Genomic DNA, 12,792 nt, shown 5'->3' with positions numbered 1-12,792 from the left:
CTGAGCGCAGTCGAAGCATCTCTACCTCGTAAGTAAATAATTACTGTTGCGGTAGAGATGCTTCGACTGCGCTCAGCATGACCGCCTTTTTTGCTACGGTTACTTTTGCGCGACTACTTAACAGGTTTCAATTAACATTTAACAGCCGTTCCGCTAGCCAATTAGACTAGCGGAACGGCTGTTAAATGTTAATTGAAACCTGTTAAATGACTAGTCCAGTACGGCGTCCACTACAATGTTCACCACGGCCAGGCCCAAGCTGAACAGCAGCGCGTTCAGGAAGCCGTGCACATCAAAGCTACTCATCAGGTAGTCGGCGAGCTTGATGATGATAACGTTGATAACCAGCGAAAAAAGCCCAAGCGTCAGGATGGTGATGGGCAAGCTCAGCAAACTCAGCACGGGCTTGACGATGGCGTTGAGAATGCCTAGCACAATGACCAGAATGGCCGCCCCCCCCACACCGTCGAGGGCTACGCCCGGCAGCACGCGGCTCAGGCCGTACACGAGCACGGCCGTCAGCAGAAATTTGAGAATGAAACTAAGCATGGCGGTAATGCGGTGTTTAATTAAATGACCCGGCTTCTACGGCAGCGGGATTATTCGTGTTTCCGGGCACTGAGGCGGCCCTGCGACACGGCCATCCAGTTGGCCATTTGGTAGAGCAGGCGGGCCCCCACAATGCCGTTCCAGTCGGTATCGCCGGGGGCCACTTCGTTGAGGTCGCACCCGATGATGGTGATGCCGGCCCGCACAATGCTGCGGATGAGGAACGTGGCTTCTTCGTACTCCAGCCCGCCGGGCACGGGCGTGCCGGTACCAGGGCACAGCTTGGGGTCGAGCCCGTCGATGTCGAAGCTGATGTACACTTTGGGCGGCAGTTGGGCGATGATTTTACCACACACCTTCTTCCACGATTTCTTGGCGTACCGCTCCTCGCTCAGGAACCGCTGCCCAAACAGCGCCACCCGCCCATGCGACTGCTCAATAACCTCCGCCTCCTGCTGGCAATAGTCGCGGATGCCCACTTGCACCAGTTTCTTCACCTGCGGCAGCATCAGCGCGTTGTGCATAATACTTGCGTGCGAGTACTTAAAGCCCTCGTACGCCGGCCGCAGGTCGCAGTGCGCGTCAATTTGCAGAATGGCGAACTCCTGATGGCGCGCAGCCAGCGCGTCGAGGAAGCCCAGCGGCGTGCTGTGGTCGCCGCCCAGCACCACCACCGCCTGGCCCCCGTCGAGCAGGGCCCCGGTTTTGGTAGCCAGCCACTGGCGCAGCTTATCGCCCTCGGCGTTTACGAGGGCGGGCACGCCTTGCATCGCCGCCGCCCAATCAGTGGGCTTGCCTCCTTCCAGCCAGCCAATGTAGTCGGCGGCCAGGGGGCGCAGGCGGGCGCTGGTGGCGGCTATTTCAGCATCTGGCTCTTCCATGGCCAGGCCCAGCTGCCAGGCATTGGGCAGGTCGGGGTCGTAAAGGTCCACTTGCAGCGAGGCCCCGTGCACGGCCGCAGGGCCCTGCGCAGTGCCGGCGCGGTAGCTCACGGTCACTTCCCAGGGCACGGGCACCACCACTACCTGCGCTTCCTCGGGCGCAAAGGGCAGGCCGAAAAGGCCCCCTTCGGCGTCACCGGGGGCATTGGGGTCGAACTGGGCAATTTTGCGGGCGCGGGCAGCGGAGCCGGAATCAGGCATCGGAAAGACAGTTATCAGTTATCAGTTATTAATTATCAATGAGCAGTTAATTAGTGAGCGGTGAATGGTTAATAGCTAGGCATTGACAGCGAAAAATGAAGGTAAATTAGCCTTATTGGTAACTGTTCGCTGATTGCTATTAACTACAATTGATAACTGCTCACTGCCAACTGTTAACTGATTTCAGGCCCCAGCCAGCTGCTTGCCCAGGAAATCGTAGCCCCGGATAATATTGAGGATTTTCTCGAACGTGGCGCGGTTGAAGAACAGCATCAGCGGTAATTCCACCGAGTTGCCGTGGTCGGAAAAATGGGTGATGATCGAGAAAATGAGTGGTTGCAGCGATTCGCTGGGCACCAAGTGGCTCATCAGGGCGGTGGTATCGCCATTAAATGTGCACGGTGGGGCCCCGTAGATGCGGGCTTTCAGGATGTTGGCCAACTGCGTGACGAGGGCCCCGGTGATGATGTTACTGATTTCGAGCAGCAACGACTCCTGCAACTCGTTGACCTGAACGGAATCGGAAACCTGCATCCGCAAGCACACCCGCGAGAGCCGCTGCACGTGCTGGCCGGAGAAAAACATGAGCGTAGTGCCCGTAAAATCGCCTCGGATATCGGACTGAATTACCGCATGATTAGCGCTGTACTCCTTCACCTGCAGCAAAATGTCCTCGCTTTCGAGCAAATCTAAGCTGGGCACTTCGAGCAACACCTTTTCCTGCGCGACCACGGCGAACGAATCGGCGGCCCGCGCCAGCCCGATGTTCAAAATTTCGCGGATAATGTCGCGCTCCAGCTCGGTCATTGATAAATTCATAATGGAACTAATCTAAAGCAATTAAGGCGTCTGGCGGGAAAGATGAGGACAGAATGAGCAATACGAAAAACTACGCTCGGCGGGCAACAAACAAACGGGTGAGGGCGGGCACGTCGAGCACCAGGCACACCTGCCCGCTACCGAGCAGCGTCACGCCCCCAAACAAATCAATGGTGTCCAAGGGTTTACCCAGGGGCTTGACTACAACGCTCTGCTGGCGCAAAAACCGATCGACAAGCAGGCCCAAGCGGCGGTTGTTGTAGTTGACCACCAACACCTGTTGTGGGCCCTGTAGCTGGCTTTTATCGGCGGGGGGCAGGCGCTCGGTGCCCTCCACGTGCAGTAGCTCGCGCAGCGGCACCACCGGCACGGCCTGGCCTTGTACGTGCGCCAGCAGCAGCCCCCCAGCCACAGAAAACTCCTCGGGGCGCAGCGCCAGCACCGTGTCGGTGTGCAGCAGCGGCACGGCGTAGGGCCGGCCGTCGAGCTCTACCAGCAGGGCCCCCTTCACGGCAATGGAGGTGGGCAGCACCAGCGTGAACGAGGTGCCCTGGCCCGGCACCGACGCAATGCGCAGCTGGCCGCCCAGCGAGTCAAGGGCCCGCTTCACTACGTCGAGACCCACGCCGCGGCCCGAAATGTCGGTCACCTGCGCCGCGGTGGAGAATCCGGGTTCAAACAAGAAGGCCCAAACCGCCTGCTCGTCGAGGGCGGCGGCCAGCTCGGTGGTGGTCAGGCCACGCTCCACGGCCTTGCGGCGCACGGCTTCGGTGTCGATGCCGGGGCCATCGTCGGCAATCTGGATCAGCACATCGTCGCGCTCGGTGAGGGCCGACAGGCGCAGCTGGCCCGTGCGCGGCTTGCCGGCCGCTACGCGCTGGGCCGGGGCCTCCAGGCCGTGGCTCACGGCGTTGCGCACGAGGTGCAGCAGCGCATCAGTGATAATTTGCAGCACGTTGCGGTCAATCTGCACGTCTTGGCCGCTCAGGGTCAGCTCCACTTCTTTGCCCTCGGCGGTGGCCACGTCGCGCACCACCCGCGGAAATTTATTCAGCAGCACGCCCACGCCCACCAGCCGCACGTCCATCACACTGTACTGCAAGTCGTCGGAAATGCGGAACAAGTGGCGGGCCGTGGCCTGCAACGCCGGGTGGCCAATTTCGTCGGCCAAGGTCAAAATCCGGTCGCGGTCAATCACTAATTCCCCCACCAGATTCAGCAGCTTGTCGAGCTTGCGCACCTGGATGTAGACCAGGTCCGAAAGCTCCATTTTGCGGCTGTCCTCCTCCCCCGGGGCCCCATCGGCCTCGGCCGCTGCGGGCAGCACGGGCTCCTCACCCCGCGCCAGACGGTCGAGGTTGTCGAGTAAGTCGGTAGCGTCGGGTAGGGGCTGGTCGGCCCCCACGGCCCGAATCATGGCCCCCAACGCGTCCAGGCCCATAAAAATCACCGGCACCAGCGAGCCGGCAAATTCGCGCTGCTTGTCGCGGATGAGCCCAAAAATCGTTTCCAGGTGGTGGGCCACCTCGCCAATGGCGGTGTGGCCCATGGCCCGGGCGTTCGACTTAAGGTTGTGCATGAGCCGGAATAGCTCGTTGAGCGCCGGCACGTCGGCCGGACTGCGTTCCAACTCGCTCAGGTGCTGGCTCATGGCCTCATAGTATTCCAGCGCCTCGGCCATGAACAGCTCGCGGTATTCTTGTTCGCGGGCGGTCATGGGCAGAGTATTAGGTACGCGTTAATTCCCCAGGGCCCCAGGGGCAGGCGCGCGCCACTACCGGCCGGTTCGGCAACGCCAAACCGACCCAGGCGGACCGCTCCCAGGGCCTGGGCGCTACGCTGCATCGCCGCCCAGCGCCGACCCCACAATCTCCAGCACCCGCTCTTCCGAAAACGGCTTCACGATGTAGGCCAGGGCCCCATTTTCGATGGCTTCGTTCACGATAACTTCCTGGCCCACCGCGCTGCACATCACCACTTTGGCATCGGGCGCTTCTTTGCGCAGGCCGCGCAGTACATCGAGGCCGGTGTTGTCGGGCAGAATCACGTCCAGGGTAATGAGGTCGGGCTTGGTAGCGACGGCCATTTCCAGGGCCTGCTGGCCGTTGGCGGCCTCGCCTACCACCTCGTAGCCGGCATCGGTGAGCATGTTCTTGAGCATCGTGCGCATATAAAAGGAGTCGTCGACGATGAGGATGCGCTTATTCATTACAATGAGGACAGAAAATTAAACAGAATGAGGAGGAGATGGGCCCCAGCCGGCCGCTTGCTATACGGGCCGGCGGCGGCAAAGGTACCGGTTAGTTCGGCAGCCGTAATATCTCGGTGGGGGTCAATAACTTGCGCATATCAAGCACAATGATCACGCTACCATCGGGCAGCTTGGCGATGCCCTCTAAGTACCGCTCACGCTGCCCACTGTCCTGCAAAAACTCCGGCGCCGCCTCGATGGCGGCCGCCGGCAGCCGCAGTGGCTGGGGCACTTCGCGCACGGCCAGGCCAATGGTGTAGTCGGCGGCTTCCACGGCAATGGTATAGCTGCGCTCGGGCAGGGGCCGCCCGGCGGGCATCAGCCCAAACCGCTCCTCCAGGTCAATGATGGCGATGATGTCGCCGCGCAGGTTCACGATGCCTTTGATAAAGGCGGGCGTTTTGGGCATGCGCGCCACCTCGGGCGTGGCCGTCACCTCGCGCACCTGCTCGATGCGAACGCCGTAGTCTTCGCCGGCCAGCTGAAACACGATGAGCTGCACCGTGGCTTCGGGCGCGGCCAGGGCGGCCTTGCCCCCCAAGGGGCGCAAAACAGAATCGGCCATAGGTAAATTATTAAGCGAAGGAAACGGTCAACGTATTATTTACCAGCTGCTTTAGGCTTCGTTTTTTGCGGGCGTGCTTTGGCGGCGGGCGGGCCATTGGGGGCTGGCGCGGCGGCGGCGGGGGCCCCCACCGGCGTTGTTCTGCGCACGGCCCGCTTGGCCGCAGGTGCGGGGGCCCCAGCGGCCTTGTAGCCGCTGGCTGCGGCGCCATTGCTCGGGGCCGGAACTTGGCCGTTGCTGCTGGTGCGGGCAATGAGGCGGCGGCGCACCGGCGGCGCGGGCTCCGGTTCGGCCTCCACGTAGTCGCCCAGTTGGAAGGCCGAGAGGCCAAGCTGCAAGTCGTCGGCAATGTCGGTGAGGCGCTGGCTGCTGGTGGTCAGCTCCTGCATCGAGGTGCTCAGCTGCTGGGCCGTGCCGGCCACCTGCTGGGTACCCGTAGCGGTTTGCTCGGCAATGGCCACCACTTCCTCCACGTACTTCACCACGTCGCTAATAGAAGTACGCTGCACTTCGGTAGCCGTGAGGATGTCGCGCGAAGTGCGCAGAGTTTCACCGCTGCTGGTAGCAATGTTTTTGAAGGCCGCGCTGGCTTCGAAGGTGGCGTTTTTACCTTTCAGCACCCGCCCTTCCATCGTGCTGATGGCGGTGGCGGCGGTGGTGGTGTCCTTCTTCACGTCGTCTACCAGGGTACCGATTTCGCTGGCCGACTTGCGCGAGCTTTCGGCCAGCTTGCGGATTTCCTCGGCCACCACAGCGAAGCCCCGGCCTGCCTCGCCGGCCCGGGCCGCTTCAATGGCAGCATTCAGGGCCAGCAAGTTGGTCTGGGACGCAATGTCTGTAATCACACTCAGCGACTTGCTGATTTCCTGCGAGCGGGTGCTGAGCACTTCGATGGTGCGCGAGGTTTGCGAGGCGGCGCTGGAAATCTCTTCCATGTTTTTCACCACTTCGGCCACCGTTTTCAGGCCCAGCTGCGAGGTTTGCTCGCCCATGATGGCCGACTTGTTCACCACGTCGGCCTTGTCGGCCGTTTCCTTGGTGGCCTGCATGATTTCCTCAATCAGCTTAAATGCCTGGTCGGTTTTGAGGGCCTGGTTTTGGGCCCCCTCGGCCATCTGCTGCATGGCCAGCGCCACGTTGGCCGTCACGCTGCTCATGGCCCGGCCCTTCTCCACCATTTCTTCGGAAGAAGTACCTACCACCTGGGCCGAATCGTTGATTTCGCTCAGCAAATCGTTCACGCTCACCACAGCCAGGTTCAGGGCGCTGCTCATAGTTTCGAGGTCGCCGGCCGTCTGCACTTCCACTTGCTGGGTAAAGTCGCCTTCGGAGATGGCGCGCACCACGCGGCTCACCTCCAGCACCGGCAGGGCAATGGCTTCGAGCAGCGCGTTAAGGGTGTCCACCAGCTCTTTCCACGAGCCCGACACGTCGGTTACAGTGGCGCGCTCGGTGAGCTTGCCCTCGGCGCCGGCCACGCGGGCCACGCGGCTTACTTCCGAGGCCAGGCGGTTCAGATCGTCCACCATGCGGTTGATGGTGGCGGCCAGGTCGGCCACTTCGCCGGCCGCTTCCAGCGTCAGCTTGCGGGTCAGGTCGCCCTGGCTCACGGCCGTTACCACCGCCACGATGCCGCGCACTTGGGTGGTCAGGTTAGCCGCCATCACGTTCACGTTGTCCGTCAGGTCTTTCCAAGTACCCGACACGTTGGGCACATTGGCCTGGCCGCCCAGGATGCCTTCGGTGCCCACCTCGCGGGCCACCCGCGTCACCTCGCCGGCGAAGATGTTGAGCGAGTCCACCATCTGGCTCAGGATGTTCTTCAAATCCAAAATCTCGCCCTGCGCGTCCACCGTCATCTTCTGGCTCAAATCGCCCCGGGCCACAGCGGTGGCCACGTTAGCAATGTCGCGCACCTGGCTCGTTAGGTTCGCCGCCATCGTATTCACGTTGTCCGTCAGGTCTTTCCAAGTACCACGCACATCGGGCACGCTGGCCTGGCCGCCGAGCTTGCCCTCGGTGCCCACCTCGCGGGCCACCCGCGTCACCTCGTCGCCGAACACGTTCAGCGAGTCCACCATCTGGTTCAGGTTTTCCTTGAGCTGTAATAGCTCGCCCTTCACGTTTACCGTGATTTTCTGACTCAGGTCGCCCCGGGCTACGGCCGTGGCCACATTAGCAATGTCGCGCACCTGGCTAGTCAGGTTCGAGGCCATCGTGTTCACGTTGTCCGTCAGCTCCTTCCACACGCCGCCCACGCGGGGCACATTGGCCTGGCCGCCCAGGATGCCTTCGGTGCCCACCTCGCGGGCCACGCGCGTCACCTCGCCGGCGAAGATGTTGAGCGAGTCCACCATCTGGCTCAGGATGTTCTTCAAATCCAAAATCTCGCCCTGCGCGTCCACCGTCATCTTCTGGCTCAAGTCGCCCCGGGCCACGGCGGTAGCCACGTTAGCAATGTCGCGCACCTGACTCGTCAGGTTCGCCGCCATCGTATTCACGTTGTCCGTTAGCTCCTTCCAGGTGCCGGCAGCCCGGGGCACCACGGCCTGGCCGCCGAGCTTGCCCTCGGTGCCCACCTCGCGGGCCACCCGCGTCACCTCGTCGCCGAACACGTTCAGCGAGTCCACCATCTGGTTCAGGATGTTCTTCAATTCCAGGATTTCGCCCTTCACGTTCACCGTCATCTTCTGGCTGAGGTCACCGCGGGCCACGGCGGTGGCCACGTTGGCAATGTCGCGCACCTGGCTCGTCAGGTTAGCGGCCATGTTGTTCACGTTGTCGGTCAGGCCTTTCCACACGCCGCTCACGCCAGGCACGCTGGCCTGACCTCCGAGCTGGCCTTCGGTACCCACGTCCTGGGCCACGCGGCTCACCTCGCCGGCAAACAGGTTCAGCGAATCCACCATGCCGTTGAGGTTCTGCTTAAGTTGCAGCAATTCGCCTTTCAACTCCACGGTCACTTTCTGGCTGAGGTCGCCGCGGGCCACAGCAGTGGCCACGTTAGCAATGTCGCGCACCTGGCTCGTCAGGTTCGAGGCCATCGTGTTCACGTTGTCCGTCAGCTCTTTCCACACCCCACCGGCATTGGGCACCACGGCTTGGCCCCCGAGGCGGCCCTCGGTGCCCACGTCCTGAGCCACGCGGCTCACCTCGCTGGCAAACACGTTCAGGTTGTCAATCGTCTTGTTGATGGTTTCGGCCATCACCTTAAAGTCGCCCGACACCGGAATCTGAAAGCTCTCGTCGAGGTTGCCGCGACTAATGTTTTTCAACACTTTGCCCACCTCCAGCACCGGCACCGCGATGCTGTCCACCAAGCCGTTGATGTTATTGATCATGTCGCGCCAGAAGCCGGAAGAGCCATCGATGGCGGCGCGGGCCTTGAGGTTGCCTTCCACGCCAGCCACCTTGCTGATACGCGAAACTTCCCCGCCCACCCCACCAATCATGGCTACCATCGAGTTGTAGGCCTCCGCTATTTCGGCGAAAATATCGTCGTTCTGCTTCGTCAGGCGCACGCTCACGTCGCCCTTCTTAAAGGCATCGAGCGCGTAAAGCACGCGGTTGAGCTGGTCGTTGACATAGCCTGGATCTTGGATATCGACGGAGCCGCGCGAGCTGCCGCGCTTGCGGGTCAGGTCGTTGGTAGTCCGCGAACCATCGCGCGTAGCAGCGGCGGGGGCCTCCTCCGCGGCGGCGGCGGCGGGAGCCCGCCGGGGCTTGGGTTGCGGAGTTTTGAGGGAAGCCATATAGGATGGAGGGTGTAGCGTGGGAAGGGAGGGCCGGCGGGTGGGCGAAGGTCGCCCGCTCGGGCCGCGTTTGCAAAGATAGGCCGGGCCGGGCCGGGCCGAAACCGGGATTGTGGCGGGACTGTTGTGGAAAGGCAGGGCTCCGGATGAGATTATTACGGCATCTTTACGCCCTATACTTGTAATCTTCTAACCTTCGGCCACCGTTTTTGCGTTACATCTAACCCATCCCTATGCTCGCTCTCTACTCCTTTCCACTTTATGGTTAAGAATTTAGTTATTGTCGAATCGCCGGCCAAGGCCAAAACCATCGAAGGCTACCTGGGCCAGGACTTCGTGGTGCGCTCCAGTTACGGCCATGTGCGCGACTTGCCCAAGGACAACAATGCCATCGACATCGCCAACGGGTTCAAGCCCACTTATGTGGTATCGGCCGACAAAAAAGAGCTGATTGCGCAACTAAAGAAGCTCTCGAAGGAAGCCGAGACCGTGTGGTTGGCGAGTGACGACGACCGCGAGGGCGAAGCCATTTCGTGGCACTTGGCCGAAACGCTGAACCTGGCACCGGCCAAAACCCGGCGTATCGTGTTCCGCGAAATCACCAAAAACGCCATCCTGGGGGCCATTGCCAACCCGCGCGAGGTAGACCAAAACCTGGTAAACGCCCAGCAGGCCCGCCGCGTGCTCGACCGCCTTGTGGGCTTCGAGCTGAGCCCCGTGCTCTGGAAAAAGGTGAAGCCCGGCCTGAGCGCCGGCCGCGTGCAGAGCGTGGCCGTGCGCTTGGTAGTGGAGCGCGAGCGCGAAGTCAGCCACTTCCTCAGCGCCAGCGCCTACCGCGTGGTAGCCCGCTTCGACGCCGGCCACGGGGCCGTGCTGGAAGCCGAGCTACCTACGCGCTTCAAGATCCGCGCCGAGGCCGAAACCTTTCTGGGAAATTGCGTAGGGGGCACGTATCAGATTGAAAGCCTCGACAAGAAGCCCGGTAAGCGCAGCCCGGCGGCGCCGTTCACCACGAGTACGCTTCAGCAAGAGGCCTCGCGCAAGCTGGGCTACTCGGTGGCCCAAACCATGAGCGTAGCTCAGAAGCTGTACGAAGCTGGCAAAATCAGCTACATGCGGACCGACTCGGTGAACCTATCGCAGGATGCGCAGGTGGGGGCCCAGGCGGCCATCACGGCCGCCTACGGAGCCGAATACCACCACCAGCGCACGTTCAAAACCAAGTCGGCCTCGGCCCAGGAGGCCCACGAAGCCATCCGCCCTACCGACTTTGGTACTGTGAAGGCCGGTGGCGACGCCTCGGAGCAGCGCCTCTACGACCTCATCCGCAAGCGGGCCATGGCCTCGCAGATGGCGGAGGCCGTGATCGAGCGCACCACGGCCGTGATTAGCATCAGCACGCAGCCGGGCACCACACTCTCGGCCACGGGCGAAGTGATTACGTTCGAGGGCTTCCTGAAAGTGTACGCCGAAAGCAAGGACGACGAGGACGAGGACGACGCGGTTAAGGACGGCGAAAGCAGCTTCTCGCGCGGCCTGCCGCCGCTGAGCGTGGGCCAGGACCTGCCATTGCAGCGCCTCAGCGCCACAGAGCGGTTTTCGGCCCCGCCGGCCCGCTACACTGAGGCCTCGCTGGTGAAGAAACTGGAGGAGCTGGGCATCGGCCGGCCTTCCACCTACGCCCCCACCATCAGCACGGTGCAGAAGCGCGGCTACGTGGAAAAAGACACCCGCGAGGGCAAGGAGCGCAAGTTCCACGTGCTGACGCTGGAGGGCCCCGAGGTGCAGACAGAGGTGAAGACCGAGAACTACGGCGCCGAAAAAGCCAAGCTGTTCCCGACGGATACCGCGATGGTGGTCAACGACTTCCTGGTAGCGCACTTCCCTACGGTGGTGGATTTCCAGTTCACGGCCAAGGTGGAGGACGAGTTCGACCAGATTGCCAACGGCCACGAGGACTGGACGAAGATGCTGACCGGCTTCTACAGCAAGTTCCACGCGACCATTGAGGCCGGGCAGGACATTGAGCGCAGCACCCTGGGCAGCACCCGCGAGCTGGGCGTGCACCCCGAAACGGGCGAGAAAATAACCGCCCGCCTGGGCAAATACGGCCCCTACGTGGCCCTGGGCGACCCCGACGGCGAGGTGAAACCCACCTATGCTAACCTGCGCAAAGGCCAGTTCATCGAGAACCTGACCATGGAAGATGCCCTGGAGCTGTTCAAGCTGCCGCGCATCGTGGGGCAGTTCGAGGACAAAGACATGACGGCCAACCTGGGCCGCTTCGGGCCCTACGTGCGCCACGACAGCAAATTTTTCTCCCTCACCAAGGAGCAGGACCCGCACACCATCAACGCCGAGGAAGCCGTGGCGCTGATTGAGAACAAGCGCAAAACCGACGCCGAGCGCCTCATCAAGGCGTTCCCCGAAAACCCGGATATTCAGGTGCTCAACGGGCGCTTCGGGCCCTACATCGTGGCGGGCAAGAAAAACGTGAAGATTCCGAAGGGCGAAGAGCCCACCGACCTGACGCTGGAGCGCTGCCTGGAGTTGGCCGAGGCTACGCCCGACAAGCCGGCCAAGGGCGGCCGCTTCGGCAAGAAAGCGGCCCCCGCCAAGGAGGAAAAAGCCGACGAGCCGGCCAAGAAAAAGCCGGCCGCCATCAAAAAACCCGTAGCCAAGAAGGCTCCGGCTGCCAAAGCCAAAGCCACTTCCGCCGCGGCCAAGAAACCAGCCGAGGCAAAGAAACGAGCGGTGAAAAAAGCGGTAGTGGCCAAGTAGCTGCTGCTCGCCTCCTAAGTTGATTAAAGAAGACCCGCCCGCCGCGGGTCTTCTTTTTTGCTGGCCCGCGGCGGGGGCCCCAGCGGAAACCCTGGGCCAACCGATGCGTTTTTTAAGTCCATAGCTGTGGTGCTTCGTTCTGCGGGGGCCCCGGCAATCTACTCAAACCCTTCATTTCCAATGCAACACCTCGTCGTTCTTACCGGCGCCGGCGTTTCGGCCGAGTCCGGCATCCGCACTTTCCGCGACACCAACGGGCTGTGGGAAGACCACCGCGTGGAGGACGTGGCCTCGCCCGAAGGCTTTGCCCGCGACCCCGCGCTGGTGCTCGATTTTTACAACCAGCGGCGGCGGCAGGCCAGGGAGGTGCAGCCCAATGCGGCGCATAGGGCCCTGGCCGGCTTCGAGGCGCACCCCGGCTGGCGCGTAAGCATCATCACCCAGAACGTGGACGACCTGCACGAGCGCGCCGGCTCGACCGACGTGCTGCACCTGCACGGTATGCTGAACCAGATGCGCACCGTGGCCGACGAAACCACGGTGTACGATTGCCCGGACGACATTCAGCTTGGCGATTTGGGCCCCGACGGCACCCAGCTGCGGCCCCACATTGTATGGTTTGGCGAGATGGTGCCCGCCATCGAGGAAGCAGCCGAAACCGTGGCCACCGCCGACGCGCTGCTCGTGGTGGGCACCTCCCTGCAAGTGTACCCCGCCGCCGGGCTGCTGCACTACGCCCCGGCCGCGTGCCCGGTGTTCGTCATCGACCCGCACCAGCCCCCTGCCGGCCGGCGCGGCGTGCGCTACGTGGTGGCCCTGGCCAGCACGGGCGTACCCGAAGTGCTGGCCGAGCTGGGGGCCCCGTAGCTCCGGAGGCGCGGGTACCGCCGGGGTTGGCCGGCCCGCGCTACCTTTGCCCGCTTCTAATCACCC

At 62.5% G+C, this 12,792-nt stretch carries 9 protein-coding genes; 2 read left to right on the top strand and 7 right to left on the bottom strand.

Annotation, left to right across the window (positions count from 1 at the left end; genetic code table 11):
• Positions 1–210: 210 nt before the first annotated feature.
• From DDQ68_RS02470 to DDQ68_RS02440, 7 genes are all read right to left on the bottom strand, one after another.
• A complete protein-coding gene (locus tag DDQ68_RS02470; RefSeq protein WP_109654510.1) occupies positions 211–549 on the bottom strand; it encodes a phage holin family protein in 339 nt (112 codons plus the stop codon).
• Between the two features lie 50 nt (positions 550–599).
• A complete protein-coding gene (locus DDQ68_RS02465; protein ID WP_109654508.1) occupies positions 600–1,691 on the bottom strand; it encodes an agmatinase family protein in 1,092 nt (363 codons plus the stop codon).
• 183 nt (positions 1,692–1,874) lie between these two features.
• Positions 1,875–2,510: a chemotaxis protein CheC gene (locus tag DDQ68_RS02460; RefSeq protein WP_245897259.1), complete on the bottom strand. Its 636-nt coding sequence runs from the start codon at positions 2,508–2,510 to the stop codon at positions 1,875–1,877.
• 70 nt (positions 2,511–2,580) lie between these two features.
• Positions 2,581–4,227, bottom strand: a complete 1,647-nt coding sequence (locus DDQ68_RS02455) for a chemotaxis protein CheA (protein WP_109654504.1) — start codon at positions 4,225–4,227, stop codon at positions 2,581–2,583.
• Between the two features lie 117 nt (positions 4,228–4,344).
• Entirely contained in the window at positions 4,345–4,719 is a 375-nt protein-coding gene (locus DDQ68_RS02450; protein ID WP_109654502.1) for a response regulator, read from the bottom strand.
• A gap of 91 nt (positions 4,720–4,810) precedes the next feature.
• Positions 4,811–5,326, bottom strand: coding sequence for a chemotaxis protein CheW (locus DDQ68_RS02445; protein WP_109654499.1), 516 nt, complete (start codon positions 5,324–5,326; stop codon positions 4,811–4,813).
• 35 nt (positions 5,327–5,361) lie between these two features.
• Positions 5,362–9,078 carry a methyl-accepting chemotaxis protein gene (locus tag DDQ68_RS02440; RefSeq protein ID WP_245897258.1) on the bottom strand — a complete coding sequence of 1,239 codons (3,717 nt, stop codon included), beginning with the start codon at positions 9,076–9,078 and terminating at the stop codon, positions 5,362–5,364.
• Between the two features lie 261 nt (positions 9,079–9,339).
• On the opposite strand from DDQ68_RS02440, the gene topA reads away from it, so the two are divergent.
• Both topA and DDQ68_RS02430 read left to right on the top strand, forming a co-directional pair.
• Positions 9,340–11,859, top strand: coding sequence for a type I DNA topoisomerase (topA, locus tag DDQ68_RS02435; protein ID WP_109654497.1), 2,520 nt, complete (start codon positions 9,340–9,342; stop codon positions 11,857–11,859).
• A gap of 180 nt (positions 11,860–12,039) precedes the next feature.
• Positions 12,040–12,726 carry a Sir2 family NAD-dependent protein deacetylase gene (locus DDQ68_RS02430; RefSeq protein ID WP_109654495.1) on the top strand — a complete coding sequence of 229 codons (687 nt, stop codon included), beginning with the start codon at positions 12,040–12,042 and terminating at the stop codon, positions 12,724–12,726.
• The last annotated feature ends 66 nt before the right edge of the window (positions 12,727–12,792 follow it).

Source organism: Hymenobacter nivis (genome assembly GCF_003149515.1).
Lineage (GTDB): Bacteria > Bacteroidota > Bacteroidia > Cytophagales > Hymenobacteraceae > Hymenobacter > Hymenobacter nivis.
Note: the sequence above shows the minus strand (reverse complement) of the source record. Positions and strands in the feature narration are given on the sequence as shown.